Annotated in this window: 21 protein-coding genes and 1 riboswitch; of the genes, 4 read left to right on the top strand and 17 right to left on the bottom strand. The window is 71.6% G+C overall.

The features are described 5' to 3' along the window. Positions 1-2 precede the first annotated feature (2 nt). From AB0M36_RS04275 to AB0M36_RS04240, 8 genes are all read right to left on the bottom strand, one after another. A complete protein-coding gene (locus AB0M36_RS04275) occupies positions 3-1,064 on the bottom strand; it encodes a phenylalanine--tRNA ligase subunit alpha (RefSeq protein ID WP_364152003.1) in 1,062 nt (353 codons plus the stop codon). A gap of 200 nt (positions 1,065-1,264) precedes the next feature. Continuing rightward, the gene (locus tag AB0M36_RS04270) at positions 1,265-2,080 is read right to left on the bottom strand and encodes an RNA methyltransferase (protein ID WP_364152001.1); all 816 of its coding nucleotides are present in this window, start codon (positions 2,078-2,080) and stop codon (positions 1,265-1,267) included. Between the two features lie 46 nt (positions 2,081-2,126). Continuing rightward, positions 2,127-2,519, bottom strand: coding sequence for a 50S ribosomal protein L20 (rplT, locus tag AB0M36_RS04265; RefSeq protein WP_184991627.1), 393 nt, complete (start codon positions 2,517-2,519; stop codon positions 2,127-2,129). A gap of 39 nt (positions 2,520-2,558) precedes the next feature. After that, positions 2,559-2,753, bottom strand: coding sequence for a 50S ribosomal protein L35 (rpmI, locus tag AB0M36_RS04260; protein ID WP_071807036.1), 195 nt, complete (start codon positions 2,751-2,753; stop codon positions 2,559-2,561). A gap of 55 nt (positions 2,754-2,808) precedes the next feature. Further along, positions 2,809-3,438 (bottom strand): translation initiation factor IF-3, encoded by a 630-nt coding sequence (infC, locus tag AB0M36_RS04255; protein ID WP_364152281.1) that lies wholly within the window; start codon positions 3,436-3,438, stop codon positions 2,809-2,811. Positions 3,439-3,747: 309 nt separating this feature from the next. Then, on the bottom strand, positions 3,748-4,200 hold the full coding sequence (locus AB0M36_RS04250; protein ID WP_364151998.1) for a PH domain-containing protein: 453 nt from the start codon (positions 4,198-4,200) through the stop codon (positions 3,748-3,750). Positions 4,201-4,266: 66 nt separating this feature from the next. Continuing rightward, complete coding sequence (hisG, locus tag AB0M36_RS04245; protein ID WP_364151996.1) at positions 4,267-5,109, bottom strand: ATP phosphoribosyltransferase; 843 nt, start codon at positions 5,107-5,109, stop codon at positions 4,267-4,269. 45 nt (positions 5,110-5,154) lie between these two features. Beyond that, positions 5,155-5,418: a phosphoribosyl-ATP diphosphatase gene (locus AB0M36_RS04240; RefSeq protein WP_364151994.1), complete on the bottom strand. Its 264-nt coding sequence runs from the start codon at positions 5,416-5,418 to the stop codon at positions 5,155-5,157. A 102-nt stretch (positions 5,419-5,520) separates the two neighbouring features. Between AB0M36_RS04240 and AB0M36_RS04235 the strand changes: the two genes are divergently transcribed. Genes AB0M36_RS04235 through AB0M36_RS04225 form a run of 3 tightly spaced genes read left to right on the top strand, consistent with a single transcriptional unit; the run spans position 5,521 to position 7,981 of the window. Further along, positions 5,521-6,393 (top strand): ABC transporter substrate-binding protein, encoded by an 873-nt coding sequence (locus tag AB0M36_RS04235; RefSeq protein WP_364151992.1) that lies wholly within the window; start codon positions 5,521-5,523, stop codon positions 6,391-6,393. 11 nt (positions 6,394-6,404) lie between these two features. After that, positions 6,405-7,238 carry an amino acid ABC transporter permease gene (locus AB0M36_RS04230; RefSeq protein ID WP_364152278.1) on the top strand — a complete coding sequence of 278 codons (834 nt, stop codon included), beginning with the start codon at positions 6,405-6,407 and terminating at the stop codon, positions 7,236-7,238. Between the two features lie 2 nt (positions 7,239-7,240). Next, the gene (locus AB0M36_RS04225; protein ID WP_364151989.1) at positions 7,241-7,981 is read left to right on the top strand and encodes an amino acid ABC transporter ATP-binding protein; all 741 of its coding nucleotides are present in this window, start codon (positions 7,241-7,243) and stop codon (positions 7,979-7,981) included. A gap of 1 nt (position 7,982) precedes the next feature. Here the strand turns inward: AB0M36_RS04225 and ribH are convergent, their stop codons facing one another. The 6 genes from ribH to rpe all read right to left on the bottom strand — a co-directional run bounded on the left by ribH (position 7,983) and on the right by rpe (position 13,465). Next, entirely contained in the window at positions 7,983-8,459 is a 477-nt protein-coding gene (gene ribH / locus AB0M36_RS04220; protein ID WP_364151987.1) for a 6,7-dimethyl-8-ribityllumazine synthase, read from the bottom strand. A gap of 45 nt (positions 8,460-8,504) precedes the next feature. Then, positions 8,505-9,710: a bifunctional 3,4-dihydroxy-2-butanone-4-phosphate synthase/GTP cyclohydrolase II gene (locus AB0M36_RS04215; protein WP_364151985.1), complete on the bottom strand. Its 1,206-nt coding sequence runs from the start codon at positions 9,708-9,710 to the stop codon at positions 8,505-8,507. Beyond that, entirely contained in the window at positions 9,700-10,302 is a 603-nt protein-coding gene (locus tag AB0M36_RS04210; protein WP_364151983.1) for a riboflavin synthase, read from the bottom strand. Before AB0M36_RS04210 ends, AB0M36_RS04215 begins: the two co-directional genes overlap by 11 nt. Positions 10,303-10,311: 9 nt before the next feature. Beyond that, on the bottom strand, positions 10,312-11,397 hold the full coding sequence (gene ribD, locus AB0M36_RS04205; protein ID WP_364151981.1) for a bifunctional diaminohydroxyphosphoribosylaminopyrimidine deaminase/5-amino-6-(5-phosphoribosylamino)uracil reductase RibD: 1,086 nt from the start codon (positions 11,395-11,397) through the stop codon (positions 10,312-10,314). Positions 11,398-11,529: 132 nt separating this feature from the next. Next, positions 11,530-11,714: riboswitch (FMN riboswitch) on the bottom strand. A gap of 57 nt (positions 11,715-11,771) precedes the next feature. After that, on the bottom strand, positions 11,772-12,791 hold the full coding sequence (locus tag AB0M36_RS04200; RefSeq protein WP_364151979.1) for a response regulator: 1,020 nt from the start codon (positions 12,789-12,791) through the stop codon (positions 11,772-11,774). Next, a complete protein-coding gene (gene rpe / locus AB0M36_RS04195; protein ID WP_364151977.1) occupies positions 12,788-13,465 on the bottom strand; it encodes a ribulose-phosphate 3-epimerase in 678 nt (225 codons plus the stop codon). The genes AB0M36_RS04200 and rpe overlap by 4 nt, the downstream gene beginning before the upstream one ends. Before the next feature lie 70 nt (positions 13,466-13,535). Here rpe and AB0M36_RS04190 point away from each other — a divergent pair, with 70 nt between their 5' ends. Beyond that, positions 13,536-14,405 carry a septum formation family protein gene (locus AB0M36_RS04190; RefSeq protein ID WP_364151975.1) on the top strand — a complete coding sequence of 290 codons (870 nt, stop codon included), beginning with the start codon at positions 13,536-13,538 and terminating at the stop codon, positions 14,403-14,405. Between the two features lie 6 nt (positions 14,406-14,411). Here AB0M36_RS04190 and AB0M36_RS04185 read toward each other — a convergent pair whose 3' ends face one another. Genes AB0M36_RS04185 through def form a run of 3 tightly spaced genes read right to left on the bottom strand, consistent with a single transcriptional unit; the run spans position 14,412 to position 17,379 of the window. Next, positions 14,412-15,896 (bottom strand): transcription antitermination factor NusB, encoded by a 1,485-nt coding sequence (locus AB0M36_RS04185; protein WP_364151973.1) that lies wholly within the window; start codon positions 15,894-15,896, stop codon positions 14,412-14,414. Next, entirely contained in the window at positions 15,893-16,819 is a 927-nt protein-coding gene (gene fmt, locus AB0M36_RS04180; protein WP_364151971.1) for a methionyl-tRNA formyltransferase, read from the bottom strand. Before fmt ends, AB0M36_RS04185 begins: the two co-directional genes overlap by 4 nt. A 2-nt stretch (positions 16,820-16,821) precedes the next feature. Then, complete coding sequence (def, locus tag AB0M36_RS04175; RefSeq protein WP_364151969.1) at positions 16,822-17,379, bottom strand: peptide deformylase; 558 nt, start codon at positions 17,377-17,379, stop codon at positions 16,822-16,824. Between the last annotated feature and the right edge of the window lie 19 nt (positions 17,380-17,398).

Here is a 17,398-nt window from a genome sequence, read left to right as displayed (position 1 = left end):
GATCAGACCGCCATACCGAAGTCGCGGGTGAACCGGACGTCACCCTCCACCATGTCGTGCATGTCGCTCACTCCGTTGCGGAACATCAGCGTGCGCTCGACGCCGATGCCGAAGGCGAAGCCGGAGTAGCGCTCCGGGTCGATGCCGCACGCGACGAGGACCCGCGGGTTGACCATGCCGCAGCCGCCCCACTCGACCCAGCGCGCGCCGTCGCGGTGGCCGGCGAACCACACGTCGAACTCGGCCGACGGTTCGGTGAAGGGGAAGTAGTGCGGACGCCAGCGGGTGCGCGCGTCCGGGCCGAACATGGCCCGGGCGAAGTGGTCCAGCGTGCCCTTGAGGTGGGCCATGGTGATGCCCTCGTCGATCACGAGCCCCTCGAGCTGGTGGAACACCGGGCTGTGGGTGGCGTCGAGGTCGTCGGTGCGGTAGACCCGGCCCGGGCAGACCACGGCGATCGGCGGCTGCCGCGTCAGCATGGTGCGCACCTGGCCGGGCGAGGTGTGTGTGCGCATGACCAGGCCGGGAAGGTCCACGTAGAACGTGTCCATGAGCCCGCGCGCCGGGTGGTCCGGCCCGATGTTGAGCGCGTCGAAGTTGGCCCACTCGAGCTCGAGCTCGGGGCTCTCGACGACGTCGTAGCCCATCCCGACGAACTGGTCGGTCATGTGTTCCATGAGCGTGGTCAGCGGGTGCCGGGCGCCGCGGGGACGCCGGTCCCAGGGCAGGGTGACGTCGACGCGCTCCTCGACCAGGACGCGGGCGGCGCGCTCGCGCTCCAGCTCGGCCAGGCGGGCGTCGAACGCGCCCTGGATGGACTGCCGGGCCACGTTGACGCGCTTGCCGGCGTCGGACTTGGCGGCGGGCGGCAGGGAACCGATCTCGCGGCGGGCCAGCGACACGGGCGAACGGTCACCCAGGTGGGCGGACTTCAGCACGCCGAGCGCGTCGAGGTCGCCCGCGGCGGCGAACGCCTGCTCCGCCTCGGTGACGGCGGCCTCGAGGGCCTCGGGGGCCAGTAGGGCGGCCTGCTTGGGATCGTACGGATCGTTGCGGTAGGACATGGTCGGGCGAACTCCCTCACACCGGATGAACCATCGGCTCGTCTGGACCGAGTGCACCGAGCGCAGCGAGGGCCGCGAGGGGCTGACTCGGTGGATCAGTGTACGGAGGCGCGGCGGGGCCGCAGCCCGCCGGTCAGGGAAGTTCGCGCAAATAAGTCAGGCGACCAGCCCGCGACCAGCGGGCTGGGTAAACATCTGACTCATGACGGTCTCCTCGGGGAGCGCTGCGCTCTCGCCGAAGCATACAAGCAGACCGCCGCCGCGGCAGCCAGGTTAAGGCTCTCCGCACCGCCGTAGATCGGTACGCGCACCCGCCGGTCAGCCGCCTTCAGCACCTCGTCGGGCAGCCCGTGGGCCTCCGAGCCGAACAGCCACGCGGTCGGCCCCGCCAGCGAGCCGTCGTCGAGCAGGTCGTCCAGGTCGGCGTCGCCGTAGCCCGTGGTGGCGAGCACCTGAAGCCCGGCGGCGCGCAGGTCGCCGGCGACGGTCAGCGACGCCCGCACGACGTCCACGTTGAACAGACTTCCGGCGGAGGACCGCACACATTTGCCGTTGTACGGGTCCACGGCGTCGCCCGCGAACACCACCGCACCGGCCCCGGCGGCGTCGGCCGTGCGCAGCACCGTACCCGCGTTGCCCGGGTCTCGGATCTCGGCGACGACCGCGACCAGGCGGGGTTGCTTCGCGAGGGCGTCGGCCAGCGGCACGTCGACCTGTTCGCAGACCGCGACCAGCCCCTGCGGCTGCACCGTCTCGGCGAGTGCGGCGAGCCCCTCGTCGGTCACCGGCGACACCTCGGGCGCCTGCGAGGCGAGGTCGCCGTGGCGGGTCAGCGCGGCGTCCGTACCGAACAGTTCGAGGACGACCCCCGCGGCCAGGGCGGACCGCACCGCCTGCGGGCCTTCCGCCAGGAAGCGGCCGGTCTGGTCGCGGTCGCGGCGGCGTTGCAGGCGCCGGGCCGCGACGACCCTGGGGGTACGGGGGGTGAAGGTCACGCTTCCTCCGAGGACATGCATCGGGGCGCCTCCCGGACGAACCGGAAGACGCCCCGAGAGAACTAGCTCAGGCGGCCTGGGCGGCGGCGCCGCCCGTGCCCTCGGCCGCGACGGCGGCGCGAGCGATCTCGACGATCGCCGCGAACGAGGCGGCGTCGTTGACGGCCATGTCGGCCAGGATCTTGCGGTCCACCTCGACGCCGGCCAGCTTCAGGCCCTGGATGAGGCGGTTGTAGGTCAGGCCGTTGGCCCGGGCGCCCGCGTTGATGCGGGTGATCCAGAGCTGACGGAAGTCGCCCTTGCGGTCACGCCGGTCGCGGTAGGCGTACTGCATCGAGTGCAGCACCTGCTCCTTGGCCTTGCGGTAGAGCCGCGAGCGCTGACCGCGGTATCCGCTGGCGGTCTCCAGCAACGTGCGACGCTTCTTCTGGGCGTTCACTGCCCGCTTGACGCGTGCCATTTCGGTACTCCTAACAGGGGAACGGGTGTGGCGCGCGCGTCAGCGGCCCAGCAGCTTCTTGACTCGCTTGGTGTCAGCCTTGGCCACGACGACCGTACCGGTCATCCGGCGGGTGACGTGGGAGGACTTGCCCTCGAGCAGGTGGCGCTTGCCGGCCTGCTCACGGACGATCTTGCCCTTGCCGGTGACCTTCACCCGCTTACCCATGCCGGTGTGGCTCTTCATCTTCGGCACTTGAACGCCTACTCTCTCTGCCCCGCCGGCCGGGGACCGGCGGGGAATTTCGTAACTACTCTGCTGCGGTGGTGTCGGCTGCTGCGGCCGGAGGTGCCTCGGCACCATCGCCCTCACGCGGTTCCCGCGGCGGGCGGGCGTTGGCCGCGATGGTCGCCGCGGCGGCGGCCTTGGTCGCCCGGTGGGGAGCCAGCACCATGATCATGTTGCGGCCGTCCTGCTTGGGACTGGCCTCGACGAAACCCAGTTCCGAGATCTCTTCGCTGAGCCTGCGCAGGAGCCGGAAACCCAGCTCCGGGCGGCTCTGCTCGCGACCGCGGAACATGATCGTCACCTTGACCTTGTCGCCCGCCTTGAGGAACCGCACCACGTGACCCTTCTTGGTCTCGTAGTCGTGCGGGTCGATCTTCGGGCGGAGCTTCATTTCCTTGATGACGGTCTGTTGCTGGTTGCGCCGGGCTTCGCGCGCCTTGAGTGCACTCTCGTACTTGAACTTTCCGAAGTCCATGAGCTTGCACACCGGCGGACGTGCCATCGGCGCGACCTCGACCAGGTCCAGGTCGACGTCCGCAGCCAGCTGCAGGGCGCGCTCGAGCGGGACGATGCCCACCTGCTCACCCTCGGGGCCGACCAGACGGACCTCTCGTGCCCGGATCTGTTCGTTAACGCGTGGTTCGACGCTGATGGGGCCTCCTCAGAACGATGTCATGTTCCGGGCCCTCCCCGGCTTCCGCCGGAGAAAGCCCTGCCAATGTCGGTCGGCCTCGCGCCCACCGGTGAACCGCCACCGGCGACGGGAAAGCAGAAGGCCCCGGCATATGCCAGGGCCCGCTCGACCGGTCATCGGCGCCCATGAGGACGCGCACCCACCCCGGAACCCCGGAATCGGTTGACCGGACCCGGCCGCCGTGAGAGCGAATCGGGTGGGAACCTGCGGGCTCCTCTTTCGCGCCCGCGAACGCGGACGTGGTCGACTACGCAGAAGTCTACCAGCTCACGAGGTGGCGGCCGAGTGAAGGGCCCGCAGCGCCCGGACCCCCTCGACGGCGTAGTCCTTGTCGGCCGCCTGGAGCGCGTGCACGGGCACGGTCTCGTCGTCGTGCAGCTCGAGCATCGCCCACGCCGAGTTGCGGTCGAAGCGCACCGCGCGCACCGCCGACCAGGGCAGATCGAAGTTGCCGACGACGTTGCGGATCTGCACGTGGTCGGCGTCCGCCCGCACCCGGGGCCGGGTGAACATGAGGATGCCGAGCCCGGCGAGCACGCCGAGGCCGATCATGGCGCTCTGGTCGCCCCGGGCGAACTGCCCGAGGCCGTCGCCGGTGGAGCCGTGCAGCCCGAAGCTGAGCACGGTGAAGAGGATCACCACCGCGGCCGCGGAGACGCCGGCCACCCACCGGATGCGCCGCGGCCGGTAGACAGCCGCCTCATGCGTGGAAGTACTCACGCCTTCCACTCTGCCACTGGCGTGGCCCGTCCCGCCGGGCAGGTCCCCGCCCGGCGGGACGCTCGCTCACAGCCGGCAGTTGGCGATGTCGGTGACCAGGATGGCGCGCGCGCCGAGCTCGTACAGCTCGTCCATGATCCGGTGCACATCCAGGCGGCGGACCATGGCCTGGACGGCGACCCAGCCCTCGCGGTGCAGCGGGGAGACGGTCGGCGACTCGATGCCGGGCGTCAGCGCGGTGGCGTTCTCCAGCAGGTCCGCCCGGACGTCGTAGGCGAGCATCACATAGCTGCGGGCCACCAGGACCCCCTGCAGGCGCCGGATGAGCTGCGCGGCCCTCGCCGTCGTCGTCTCCTGGCGGCCGACCAGGATCGCCGAGGAGCGCAACAGCGGCTCCCCGACGGTCACCAGCCCGGCTTGACGCAGGGTGGTGCCGGTCTCCACCACGTCGGCGATGAGGTCCGCCACGCCCAGGCGTACGGCGTTCTCCACCGCCCCGTCGAGGCGCACGACCTCGGCCTTGAGGTCGTGCTCGGTCAGATAGCGCTCGACCACCCCCGGATAGGCGGTGGCGATGCGCCGGCCGCCGATCTCGGCCTCCGAGCACAGCACGCCGGCCGGCGCCGCCCAGCGGACCGTGGCACCGCCGAAGCCCAGATCCAGCAGCTCGTGGGCCGGCACGCCCGAGTCGACCAGCAGGTCCCGGCCGGTGATGCCGAGATCCAGGTCGCCGGAGCCCACGTACGTGGCGATGTCGCGGGGACGCAGGTAGAAGAACTCGACGCTGTTGTCCTCGTCGCGGCAGACGAGGTCCTTGCCGTCGGTGCGCTGGCGGTAACCGGCGTCACGCAACATCTGGGCGGCGGGGGCGGACAGGGTTCCCTTGTTCGGTACGGCGATGCGCAGCATCGGACGTGCTCCTTGAAAGTCGAGACGACGGCGGCGGAGGGCACGTCACAGATGTCGATAGACGTCCTTGAGCTCGAGACCGGTGGCGATCATGAGAACCTGCGCCTGGTAGAGCAGCTGCGAGATCTCCTCGGCGGCCCGCTGCGGCCCCTCATGCTCGGCGGCCATCCAGGACTCGGCAGCCTCCTCGACGACCTTCTTCCCGATGAAGTGCACGCCGGCGTCCAGCGCCGCGACGGTGCCCGAACCCGCGGGCCGTTGCGCCGCCTTCGCCTGCAACTCGGCGAACAACTCTTCGAACGTCTTCACAGGAGCCGATTGTGGCAGCTCATGACGGGCCCGCGAGCGACGGCCCCAAACCTTGGGATTCGCGTTGGCCCGCCGGAGGGGGTCGGAGTTAGCCTGCGGCACATGGTCAGCAGACACAGCTTCGTGGCGCTGGGTGGCGCCGTCGTGCTCCTCGCCGCGCTGGGCGCCTGCGCGCCGGCGGACGAGGCGGGTCCCGCCGCGAGTGGCAGCGCGGCCACCGGCGCCGCCTGCGCGAGCGGTGCGCTCGCCACGCGGACGCCGGGCAAGCTCACGATCGGCACCGACAACCCGGCGTACGAGCCGTGGTTCAGCGAGAACAAGCCGAGCAACGGCAAGGGCTTCGAATCGGCGGTGGCGTACGAGGTCGCCAAGCGGCTCGGCTACCGGCCGGAGAACGTCGTCTGGACCCAGGTGACCTTCAACAACGCGATCGCGCCCGGGCCGAAGACGTTCGACGTCGACATCAACCAGTTCTCGATCACCCCGGAGCGCCGGAAGGCGGTCGACTTCTCGGCGCCGTACTACCTCGTCCGGCAGACCGTGATCACCACGAAGGGCTCGAAGATCGCCGGGGCGAAGACGATCGCCGAGCTCAAGGGCGCCACGCTGGGCGCCCAGGTGGGGACCACCAGCTACCAGGCGATCACCGAGCTGCTCAAGCCGACCGCGAAGCCCCAGGTCTTCAACAACAACGACGACGCCAAGAAGGCCCTGGAGAACAGCCAGGTCGACGGCATCGTCGTGGACCTGCCGACCGCGTTCTACATGACCGGCGCCGAGCTCGACGACGGGGTGATCGTGGGGCAGTTGCCGCAGGTGGGCGTACCCGAGCAGTTCGGTCTGGTCCTGGATCTGGGTTCGAAGTTGACCCCGTGCGTCAGCCAGGCAGTGGAGCAGCTTCGCCAGGACGGCACCCTCGCGACGCTGGAGAAGACCTGGCTGGCCGGCTCCGCCGGGGCACCCGAGCTGTCGTGACGGCCGAGCGCATGCGGCCCAGCGAGACTCAGCGGGGCCGGATCGCCTACCGCAGGCGGCAGACGATCCGCTCCGTGCTGCTCTCGGCGCTGTCCACCGCGGTCGTGGGCGGCGCGCTGGCCTTCGCGGTCACCGGCGCCCCCGGCTGGGAGCGCGTCAAGACGTCGTTCTTCGACGTGGAGATCGCGAAGAAGTATCTGCCCGCCGTGCTCGACGGACTGTGGCTCAACATCCGGCTGCTGGCCGTCTGCGCGGTCGCCGCGCTGGCGCTCGGCCTGCTGGTCGCGGTGCTGCGCACGCTGCGCGGTCCGGTCTTCTTCCCGGTACGGGCGCTGGCCACCGGCTACACCTACGCGTTCCGCGGCCTCCCCCTGATCATCGTGCTGTACGTGTGCACTCTCGGCGTGCCGGGGCTGCGCCTGCAGGGCATGCCGAGCGTGCTGGTGCTCGGCGGGGCGGCACTGGTGATCACGTACGGGGCGTACCTGGCCGAGGTGTTCCGGGCCGGCATCGAGTCGGTGCACCCCAGCCAACTCGCCGCCGCGCGGTCGCTGGGCCTGACCTACCGGCAGACGATGCGCCACGTGGTGCTGCCCCAGGCGGTGCGCCGGGTCGCCCCGCCGCTGCTCAACGACACCGTGGCGTTGCAGAAGGACGTGGGCCTGGTGTCGCTGGCCGGGCCGATCGACGCGGTGCGCGCGGCTCAGATCGCGACGGCGCAGGATGCCAACTTCACCCCGTACATCGTGGCCGGGGTGCTCTTTGTTCTTCTCGCCCTGCCGCTCATCGGCGTGACCGACTGGGTCACGCTGCGGGCGGCACGACGCCAGTCCGCGGGGTCCTGACGATGCTGCTCTCCTGCGAGAACCTCCGTAAGACCTTCGGGCCCGCCGTGGTTCTCGACGACCTGTCGCTGGAGGTGGACGAGCACCAGGTGGTAGCGCTGATCGGCGCCTCCGGCTCGGGCAAGTCCACGCTGCTGCGCTGCGTCAACCTGCTGACCGACGTGGACGACGGCGTCATCCGGCTCGACGGCGAGGACATCACCGATCCCCGGGCCGACCCCGATCTGGTACGCCGCCGCATCGGCATGGTCTTCCAGTCCTACAACCTGTTCCCTCACATGACCGTGCTGCGGAACATCACGCTCGCCCCGGACAAGGTGCACGGGCGCGCGGCCGCGGAGGTCAGGGACCAGGCGATGCGGTGGCTGGACCGGGTAGGGCTCGCCGACAAGGCGGACAGTTACCCGGACCGGCTCTCGGGCGGGCAGCAGCAGCGCGTCGCGATCGTGCGGGCCCTGGTCAACAGCCCGCGGCTGCTGCTGCTCGACGAGGTGACCTCGGCGCTGGACCCGGAGCTCGTCGGCGAGGTGCTCACGATGATCCGCGGCCTCAAGGACGAGGGCATGACCATGGTGCTGGCCACCCACGAGATGGGCTTCGCCCGTCAGGTCGCCGACCGGGTCGTCTTCCTCGACGGCGGCCGGGTGCTCGAAACCGGGCCGCCGGAGCAGGTACTCGGCGACCCGGTCGAGGCGCGGACGCGACAGTTCCTGGCCCGCATCATCGAGGCGGGCCGGCTGTAGGTCAGCCCTTCTCGACGTCGCGGATCGCGAGGACGGCGTCGAGCACGGCGACCGTGCTCTGCCAGCCCTTGTCCTCGATCGAGTCCTCGAGGCCGGCCCGGTCCTTGGCCTGGCCCAGGCTCTCCACGGTCAGCACGCCGTGTGCCACGGGCGTGCGCTCGTCCAGCGACACCCGGGTCAGCCCGGCGGTCACCGCGTCGCAGACGTAGTCGAAGTGCGCCGTCTCCCCGCGGATGACCACGCCGAGCGCCACCACCGCGTCGCACTTCTTCGCCAGCGCCTGCGCGACGATCGGCAGCTCCACCGAGCCCGCCACCCGGGCCACGACCACGTGGTCCACGCCGCACGCCTTGGCCGCCTCCTGCGCCCGCTCGACCATGTGGTCGACCAGGTCGGAGTGCCAGCGCGAGCCGACGATACCGAGCGTCAGCCCGGCGGCCTCGACGGTCTGCAGGTGCGGATCACCAAAACCGGCCATGTTGCCCCCTTTTAGATGAATGCTCACATGCCCCGAGGGGGCTTATCAGCCCAACGCTTCGAACAGGTGCCCCATGCGGTCCCGCTTGGTCCGCAGGTAGCGGACGTTCTCCGGGTGCAGGCGCACGGGCAGCGCCTCCCGGCCGGTGATCGTCAGGCCGTAGCCCTCGAGCCCGGCCCGCTTCGCCGGGTTGTTGGTGAGCAACCGCATGGAGCGCACGCCCAGGTCGTAGAGGATCTGCGCGCCGGTGCCGTAGTCGCGGGCGTCGGCCGGCAGGCCCAGCTCCAGGTTGGCGTCCACGGTGTCCAGGCCGCGGTCCTGCAGCTGATAGGCCTGCAGCTTGTGCAGCAGTCCGATCCCCCGGCCCTCGTGCCCGCGCATGTAGAGCACGACACCCCGCCCGGCCTGCGCCACCCGTTCCAGGGCGGCGTCGAGCTGGGGCCCGCAGTCGCAGCGCACCGAGCCGAAGACGTCGCCGGTCAGGCACTCCGAGTGCACGCGCACCAGGATGTCGTCGCCGGCGCCGAGGTCGCCGTACACCAGGGCGACGTGCTCGGCGCCGTCGACGCCGGTGCGGTAGCCCACCGCCGTGAAGTCGCCGTGCTCCGTCGGCAGCCGGGTCTCCACGACCCGCTCCACGTGCTGCTCGCGCCGCCGCCGGTACGCGATCAGATCGGCGATGCTGATCAGCGCCAGGTCGTGCTCGATCGCGAACTTCTCCAGGTCGGGCAGGCGCATCATGGTGCCGTCGTCGTTGACCATCTCGCACAGCACGCCGGCCGGGCGCAGCCCCGCCAGCACCGCCAGGTCGATCGCCGCCTCGGTGTGCCCGGCCCGGCGCAGCACCCCACCGGCCTTGGCCCGCAGCGGCACGACGTGGCCCGGCCGCGACAGGTCAGTCGGCTGGGTGTCGGCGCTCGACAGCAGCCGGATCGTGTGCGCCCGGTCGGCGGCCGAGATGCCGGTGCTGACGCCCTCGCGGGCGTCGACGGTCACCGTGTACGCCGTGCCACGCCGGTCCTGGTTGGTGTGGAACATCGGCGGCAGGTCGAGGCGGTCGGCCTCCTCCTCGGTGAGCGGCACGCAGATGTAGCCGGAGGTGTACCGCACCATGAACGCGAGCAGCTCCTGCGTGGCGTGCTCGGCGGCGAAGATCAGGTCGCCCTCGTTCTCCCGGTCCTCGTCGTCCACGACGATGACCGGCCGCCCGGCGGCGATGTCCGCGACAGCGCGCTCGATATCATCCAACATGACGATCCCCCAGCATCTTCTCGACGTACTTCGCGATGACGTCGACCTCGAGGTTGACCGGGTCGCCGACGTCCTTGGACCCCAGGACGGTGAGCTTGAGCGTGGTCGGGATCAGGCCCACGCTGAACGTGTCGGTGGTCACCGCCATGACGGTCAACGAGACCCCGTCGACGGTGATCGATCCCTTCTCCACCACGTAGCGGGACAGCTCCGGCGGCAGGGAGAAGGTCAGCACCTCCCACTGGTCGGCGGGCTCCCGGGAGACGATCGTGGCGACGCCGTCGACGTGGCCCTGCACGAGATGCCCGCCGAGCCGGCTGCCGACCGTCGCGGCCCGCTCCAGGTTGACCGCGCTGCCGGAGCCCAGCGCGCCCAGGGAGGAGCGCCGCAGGGTCTCGCCCATGACGTCGGCGGTGAAGACGCCGTCGACGGTGTCGAGAACCGTGAGACAGACCCCGTTGACCGCGATCGAGTCGCCGTGCCGTGCGTCGGATGTGACGAGAGGTCCTCGCACGGCAAGTACCGCCGAGTCTCCCCCCGCGTCGGTGAGGTACATGACCTCACCCAGTTCCTCGACGATTCCGGTGAACATAAGACTCCTCTATTCCGGCTTTGGGTGGCGGGCGGGGAGGTCGGACGGCTTCTGCCGGAGCGTGGCGGTGAAGCGCAGGTCGGAGCCGACCTGCGTGAGGTCTGTGAGGTCCAGTTCGATCGCCTCGTCGATCGTGGTGATGCCGGCGTCGACGAGGGCGGCCCGGCCGCCGCCGAGCAGCTTCGGGGCGACATAGCCGACGACCCGGTCGACGAGGCCCGCGGCCAGGAACGCGCCCGCCAGCATCGGGCCGCCCTCCAGCAGCGCCGCGCGGACGCCGCGGCGGTAGAGCTCGGTGAGCAGGGCGGGGAGGTCGACGTGGCCGTCCGGGCCGGCGCCCACCGCGGCCGCCGTCGCGATCCAGGTCTCGGCGGCGGCGTCGCGCACGCGCGCCTTCGCCGGCGTACGCCCGTGGGAGTCCACGACCACCCGCAGGGGCTGCTTGATCGCGAGGCTGCCGTCGCGCAGATACCGGACGGTGAGCTGGGGATCGTCGGCGAGCACGGTGCCGACGCCGACCACGATCGCGTCCACCGTGCCGCGCAGGCGGTGCACGTCGGCCCGGGCCGGCTCGGAGGTGATCCACATGCTGGTGCCGTCGGCCGCCGCCGACCGCCCGTCGAGGGTGGCCGCGTACTTCCAGGTCACGAACGGGCGACCACGGCGCACGGCGGTCAGCCAGGCCACGTTGCCCGCCTCGGCCTCCAGCCGGCGCATCCCCGTCTCGATCTCGATCCCGGCGGCGCGCAGCGTCGCCGCCCCGCCTGCGGCGACCGGCGTCGGATCGTCGACGGCGATGACCACCCGCCGGATGCCGGCACCGATCAGCGCCTGGGCGCAGGGGCCGGTGCGCCCGGTGTGGTTGCACGGCTCGAGGGTGACGATCGCGGTGCCGCCCCGGGCGCGCTTGCCCGCCTGGGCGAGCGCCACGATCTCGGCGTGCGGCCCACCCGCGTACGCGTGGAAGCCCTCCCCCACGACCTCGCCGTCCGGGTCGAGCAGCAGGCAGCCGACGACCGGATTGGGACTCGTCGTGCCGAGGCCACGGGCGGCAAGCGCGATCGCGCGTCCCATCGCCTCGTGCTCGGTGACCATCTCAATGCCTTTCCCTGGCGCGGTGCGGTCACGCGCCGAGGGAAAGGGAGAAAACGCCGAGAACAGGACATCAGGGGACGCTTCGCGCCACCCCGGGCCAGGCACGCCGCAACGAGCCCTCGGTCCTGCTCCGCGCGCTGTCTCCCATCCGGACTGTCTGACCGATCGGCGTGTGTGCCGGTCGATCAACCGTCGGCCCCGGATTCTCACCAGGTCCACCGTCCGTCGAAGGAAACGACGTCCGGGTCGCGGGCTTACCTCCCAGGTTCGGAAGGATCACCGCCGGTTCGGAATTTCACCGAGTCCCGCCAGCGCGTGGTGGGTTACCGATCAGTCTTGCACGCCAACGCCGAAATGCCACAGGGCGATCCCGGTCACAATGGCGGCTCGTCGCTGTTCTCCGAGTCGAGGCGACGGCGGTCGATCGCGACGTACGAGCCGGGCTGGCTCTTCGCGACCTTCTTCATCTCGGAGGCGACGGCGACGACCGCCCGGTGATCGGGATAGGGACGCCCGCCCGTGGTGGACTGCGCGACGCCGATCGACAGGGTGACCAGCGCGGCACGCTGCTTGCCGCCCCGGCGGTCCGGCACCTCGACGTAGCCCCGGCGGGCGTCCACCGGGTCGTAGAGCTGGTCGGCGGAGGCCTCGAAGTCGGTGACCATGTGCTTGGTCAGGGGCAGCACCTGGTCGGGATGGCAGATGAAGACGAAGTCGTCGCCGCCGATGTGGCCCAGGAACACCGGCGGCCGACCGGCGGCGGTCGAGGCGCGATGCAGGCTGTGGGCCAGGGCCGTGATGAACTCGTCGCCACGGTCGAAGCCGTACACGTCGTTGACCGGTTTGAAGCGGTCGATGTCGACGTAGCCGACGGAGAAGTCCCCACCGGCCCGCATCCGGTCGGCGATCTCGCGGGTCACCCGGGCGTTGCCGGGCAGGCCGGTCAGCGGCGACACCTCGCGGAACTCCTTGGTGCGCCGCAGCGTCGAGGAGACCCGGGCGATCAGCTCCGCGGTGTCGAAGGGCTTGACCAGGTAGTCGTCGACGCCGGCGGTGAGGCCGACGACCTTGTCCACGGTCATCGCCTTGGCGGTCAGCATGATCACCGGCAGCGCGGAGGTGAGCGGCTCGGCGCGCAACCGACGGGTCAACTCGACGCCGTCCATCCGCGGCATCATCCAGTCGACCACCGCCAGATCGGGACGGCGGGTCTCCATCAGCTCGAGCGCCTCCTGGCCGTCGCGCGCCCGCATCACCTCGAAGCCGTGCACCTCGAGGTTGAAGCCCACGAAGCCGGCGATGTCGTCGTCATCGTCCACGACCAGCACGAGGTCGGGCCGGGCCTCGGTATCCGCGCCCGGCTCGTCACTCTGGCGCCCGACGCCGGTGTTCATGCTCGGACGTCTGCGCGCGCGGCGAGCGCCCGGAGCTTGCGGATCGCCTCGGCGGGGTCCTCGGCGCCGTAGACGGCCGTGCCCGCGACGAACGCGTCGGCGCCGGCCTCGGCGGCCTGTTCGATCGTGTCGACCGCGATGCCGCCATCGACCTCCAGGCGGACCTCGAGGTTCTTGGCGGTGATGCGGCGGCGCACGTCACGAACCTTGTCGAGCATCTCGGGCAGGAACTTCTGGCCGCCGAAGCCGGCCTTGATCGTCATGATGAGCACGGTGTCCACGTAGGGCAGAAGCTCCAGGTACGGCTCGACGGGGGTGTCCCGGTCGATGGCCAGCCCCGCCTTCGCGCCGGCCGCGCGCAACGTCTTCGCCAACGCCACCGGGTCGTCGCAGGCCTCGGCGTGGAAGGTGACGTTGTAGGCGCCGGCCTCGGCGTACCCGGGCGCCCAGCGCTCCGGGTCGGCGATCATGAGATGCACGTCGAACGGGATCGTCGTCGCCTTGCGCAGGCTCTGGACGACCGGCAGACCGATGGTGAGGTTGGGGACGAAATGGTTGTCCATGACATCCACGTGCACCCAGTCGGCCGCACCCTCGATGTCGTGGACCGCGTCCGCGAGGTGCGCGAAGTCCGCGGCCAGGATGCTGGGGGCGATGATCGGCGATGACTCCACCGGTGAAGTGTATGGCCTCCGTCCGCCGGGCCGGGATACTCATGGGGTTCTCCCGCGGAGGGGTCGGAGCATGCGTCGGGTCATCACGGCTCTGACGGCGGTGACACTCACCGCCGGATGCACCAGCGCGCCCCCGAGCGGCACCGACAAAGACCTCACCGACGACTGGGCGCCGCTACCGGCACCGGCGGCCTACCGGCCGGTGCCGGGCGTCTGCCACGAGGCGCTGACGCAGACCGCCGGCCCCGGCGACGACCGGCCGGCGAGCTGTGACGAGGTCCACGTCAGCGAGACCTTCCACGTCGGCACCCCGCCCGGCGCCGCCGAGCCACCCGCGCCGGGCACCGCAGGCGCGAAGGCGGCCTACCGGGAGTGCTCGGCGGCCGCGGAGGACTTCCTCGGCGGCGACTGGCGCACCGCCGGCATCGCCGTGCACGTGGTGTGGCCCACCCGGAAAGCCTGGTCCGGCGGGGCGCGCTGGTTCCGCTGCGACGTCACCCAGGCAGACCTCGACGGGTACGGCCAGAGCGGCCGCAAAGACAGCCTCTCCGGCGAGCTCACCCGGCCGTCCCCACTGCGCCTGGGCTGCTTCGACCCGACGGTCGACGGGCAGGCGGTGACCGAGATGCGACCCACGCCGTGCACCGGAGAACACCGCGCCGAGTTCGCCGGGCTGTGGCGGGCGCCGGACGTCTCGTACGAGCAGCTGCAAGCCGGCACCGAACGCAGCGCGGCGGCCTGCCGCAGCGTGATCGCCCGCTTCGCCGCGGTGCCCGACGACTCGGACATGCAGTACCGCAGTGGCTGGATCTCCTACAACCCCACCCGCACCGAGTGGCTGGCCGGCGAGCGCCGGGTGCGCTGCTTCGTCTACTTCGCCGAGCGCACCCTGACCCGCTCGCTCAGGAACGCCGGGCCGGCGGTCCTCCCGGTCGACTGACCGACCTCAGCTGGTGCGGCGCAGCACCGCCAGGAACATGGCGTCCGTGCCGTGCCGGTGCGGCCACAGCTGCACCGTCGGGCCGGGGCCCAGCTTCGGCATGCCCGGCGGCAGCAGCGGACGCGCGTCGACGAAGTCCACCTCGACCCCGCTGCGCCGCGCACCCTCGCTCACCGTCACCTGGGTCTCCACCATGTGCGGCGAACACGTGACATACGCCACCACCCCGCCCGGCCGAACCGCGCGCAGGGCCGCGACCAGCAGCTCGCGTTGCAGCCGGGTCAGCGGCGGCAGGTCGGCGGGCTGGCGGCGCCAGCGCGACTCGGGACGCCGGCGCAGCGAGCCCAGGCCGGTGCAGGGCGCGTCGACCAGGACCCGGTCGAACGACTCCTCCGGCAGGTCGGGATCGCGGCCGACCGTACGCCCATCGGTCGGCAGAACCGTGACCGGCAGTCCGACGGTGGCCTGCTCGACCAGCCGGGCCCGGTGGTCGGCGACCTCGACGGCGGTGACCTCGGCGCCCCGCTGCGCGGCGATCGAGCCGAGCAGCCCCGCCTTGCCGCCCGGGCCGGCGCACAGATCGAGCCAGCGGGTGTCGCGGCCCTCCAACGGCGCGGCGAGCAGGGCGGCGGCGACCAGCTGCGAGCCCTCGTCCTGCACGTGCGCCCGACCGTCGCGGATAGCGGCGACATCCGAGGGGGCGCCACCGTTGAGATAGACCGCGTAGGGCGAGAACGCCCCCGGCACCCCGTCGACAGCGTCCGCGAGCTCGATCGCGTCGGAGCGGCCCGGCCGGGCGCACAGGTGCACCGTCGGCGGCTGGTTGTCCTCCAGGAGCAGGCGCGCGGTGTCGTCCAGGTCGCCGCCGAGCGCCTCCGCGAACGCCCGGATGATCCACTCCGGGTGGTGGTGGACGACCGAGAGGTGGCCGACCGGATTCTCCTCGTAGGTCGGCGCGACCCGGGTCAGCCAGTCGTCGAGGCTGGTCTCGGAGATGCCGCGCATGACCGCGTTGGCGAACCCGGCCGCGCCCGGCGCGACCGAGCGCACCAGGTCGACGGTCTGGTTCACCGCGGCGTGCGCCGGGACCCGGGTGAACAGCAGCTGGTACGCGCCCAGCCGCAGCGCGTCCCGGGCCGGCGGGTCGATGCGGGCCACCTCACGGCCGGCGACGTCCGCGATGATCAGGTCGAGGGTGCCGACGGCGCGCAGGGTGCCGTACGTGAGCTCGGTCGCGAACGCCGCGTCCCGCCCGTGCAGGCCCATGCCGCGCAGAATGTCGCCGAGCACCAGGTTGGCGTACGCGTCGTCGCGGTGCACGGCGGCGATCGCCTCGTACGCGGCCTGCCGTGCCGGATCCGACGGCGGCCGGCCGCCGCGCGGACCCCGGCCGGTGCGGGCGTCGCGGTCCTGGCCCCGGCCGTAGCCGGGTCCGCCGGGGCGCCGCGGCCCGGGGTTGTGCGGTCGGTCGGCGCGGTGCTCGGAACTCACTGAAGCTGCTCTCCCGGGTTGATCCGCAGGCCGCGCGCCCAGTCGCTCGCGGACATGGGCTTCTTGCCGGCGGCCCGGACCTCGCCGAGGATCACCGGGGTGGTGGCGGTGCCGGCGAGCACCTGGGTGCGCTCGACCAGCAACTCGCCGGGCTTGAGTGCGACCGCGTTCGCCACCGGGCGCACCGGGCCCAGCTTGAGCCGCTCGCCGCGCAGCGTCGTCCAGGCGCCGGGCGCGGGCGTGCAGGCGCGGATCCGCCGGTCAACCGCGAACGCCGGATCGTCCCAGCGCACCCGCGCGTCCTCGACCGTGATCTTCGGCGCCATGCTCACGCCGTCCGCCGGCTGCGGATGGGCCCGGGCGGTGCCCGCCTCGATCGCGTCGAGCACGGCGACGAGCAGCCCCGCGCCCTCGGTCGCCAGCCGGCCCAGCAGGTCGCCGGAGGTGTCGACGGCCCGGATCCGCTCGGTCAGCGTGCCGTAGACCGGGCCGGTGTCCATGCCCTCCTCCAGCGCGAACACGCTCGCGCCGGTGACCTCGTCGCCGTGCAGGACGGCATGCTGCACCGGCGCCGCGCCCCGCCAGGCGGGCAGCAGCGAGAAGTGCAGGTTGATCCAGCCGTGCCGCGGAATAGCCAGCGCGGGCGGCGGCACCAGGGCGCCGTACGCGACGACGGGCACGCAGTCGGGCGCGATCTCCCGCAGCCGCTCCTGGAATTCGGGCTCCCGCGGGCGTTGCGGAGTGAGCACCTCGATGCCGCGCTCGTCGGCCCAGGCGCCGGCGGGCGAGCGGACCAGCCGCCGACCCCGCCCGGCCGGGGCGTCGGGGCGGGTCACCACGGCGACCAGCTCGTGCGAGGACGCCGCGATCGCGTCGAGGGACGCCAGCGTGACTTCCGGCGTACCGGCAAAAACCAGGCGCATGGTCACCGTCCCAAACCGAAGATGCCGTGGCCGTGCGGACTTGCCTTGACCACGGGCGGACTAGCCGCGTCATACCACTCGGCAGCGCGGATCTGCTTCATCGCGTCCTTGCGGGCGGCGGTGTCTAGGCGATCCAGGAAGAGCACCCCGTCGAGATGATCGGTCTCGTGCTGCACGCACCGGGCCATGAGGCCGGAACCGATCAGACGGATCGGATCGCCGTGCTGGTTGAAGCCCTCGGCGACGACGTTCTGACGGCGTTTCGTATCGACGTAGACGCCGGGGATGGACAGGCAGCCCTCCGGACCGTCCTGCTCCTCGTCGTCGGGAAAGGCGAGCACCGGATTGACGATGTGACCCACCACGTCATCGACGTCGAACGCGAACACCCGCAGGCCGACGCCCAGCTGCGGGGCGGCCATGCCCGCGCCGCCCTCGTCGAGCATGGTGTCGGTGAGGTCCTTCACGAGAGTGCGCAGTTCCTTGTCGAAGCCGGTGACCGGGTCGGCCTGCGTACGCAGCACCGGGTCGCCGAACAGACGGATGGGCTGGACGGTCACGCGGTGCCACTCCTGACTC

This window comes from Actinoplanes sp. NPDC051346 (assembly GCF_040682215.1).
Taxonomy (GTDB): domain Bacteria; phylum Actinomycetota; class Actinomycetes; order Mycobacteriales; family Micromonosporaceae; genus Actinoplanes.
This window is presented reverse-complemented; position numbering and strand designations above follow the sequence as displayed.

Bases quoted from the DNA above. Each gene is read 5' to 3' on its own strand.
- ribH (WP_364151987.1), bottom strand. From the start codon at position 8,459: ATGGCCGGTTTTGGTGATCCGCACCTGCAGACCGTCGAGGCCGCCGGG.
- fmt (WP_364151971.1), bottom strand. From the start codon at position 16,819: ATGCGCCTGGTTTTTGCCGGTACGCCGGAAGTCACGCTGGCGTCCCTC.
- hisG (WP_364151996.1), bottom strand. From the start codon at position 5,109: ATGCTGCGCATCGCCGTACCGAACAAGGGAACCCTGTCCGCCCCCGCC.
- AB0M36_RS04270 (WP_364152001.1), bottom strand. From the start codon at position 2,080: ATGCATGTCCTCGGAGGAAGCGTGACCTTCACCCCCCGTACCCCCAGG.
- ribD (WP_364151981.1), bottom strand. From the start codon at position 11,397: ATGGTCACCGAGCACGAGGCGATGGGACGCGCGATCGCGCTTGCCGCC.
- rplT (WP_184991627.1), bottom strand. From the start codon at position 2,519: ATGGCACGCGTCAAGCGGGCAGTGAACGCCCAGAAGAAGCGTCGCACG.
- AB0M36_RS04225 (WP_364151989.1), top strand. From the start codon at position 7,241: ATGCTGCTCTCCTGCGAGAACCTCCGTAAGACCTTCGGGCCCGCCGTG.
- AB0M36_RS04215 (WP_364151985.1), bottom strand. From the start codon at position 9,710: ATGTTGGATGATATCGAGCGCGCTGTCGCGGACATCGCCGCCGGGCGG.
- AB0M36_RS04210 (WP_364151983.1), bottom strand. From the start codon at position 10,302: ATGTTCACCGGAATCGTCGAGGAACTGGGTGAGGTCATGTACCTCACC.
- AB0M36_RS04235 (WP_364151992.1), top strand. From the start codon at position 5,521: ATGGTCAGCAGACACAGCTTCGTGGCGCTGGGTGGCGCCGTCGTGCTC.
- AB0M36_RS04200 (WP_364151979.1), bottom strand. From the start codon at position 12,791: ATGAACACCGGCGTCGGGCGCCAGAGTGACGAGCCGGGCGCGGATACC.
- AB0M36_RS04230 (WP_364152278.1), top strand. From the start codon at position 6,405: ATGCGGCCCAGCGAGACTCAGCGGGGCCGGATCGCCTACCGCAGGCGG.
- AB0M36_RS04275 (WP_364152003.1), bottom strand. From the start codon at position 1,064: ATGTCCTACCGCAACGATCCGTACGATCCCAAGCAGGCCGCCCTACTG.
- AB0M36_RS04190 (WP_364151975.1), top strand. From the start codon at position 13,536: ATGCGTCGGGTCATCACGGCTCTGACGGCGGTGACACTCACCGCCGGA.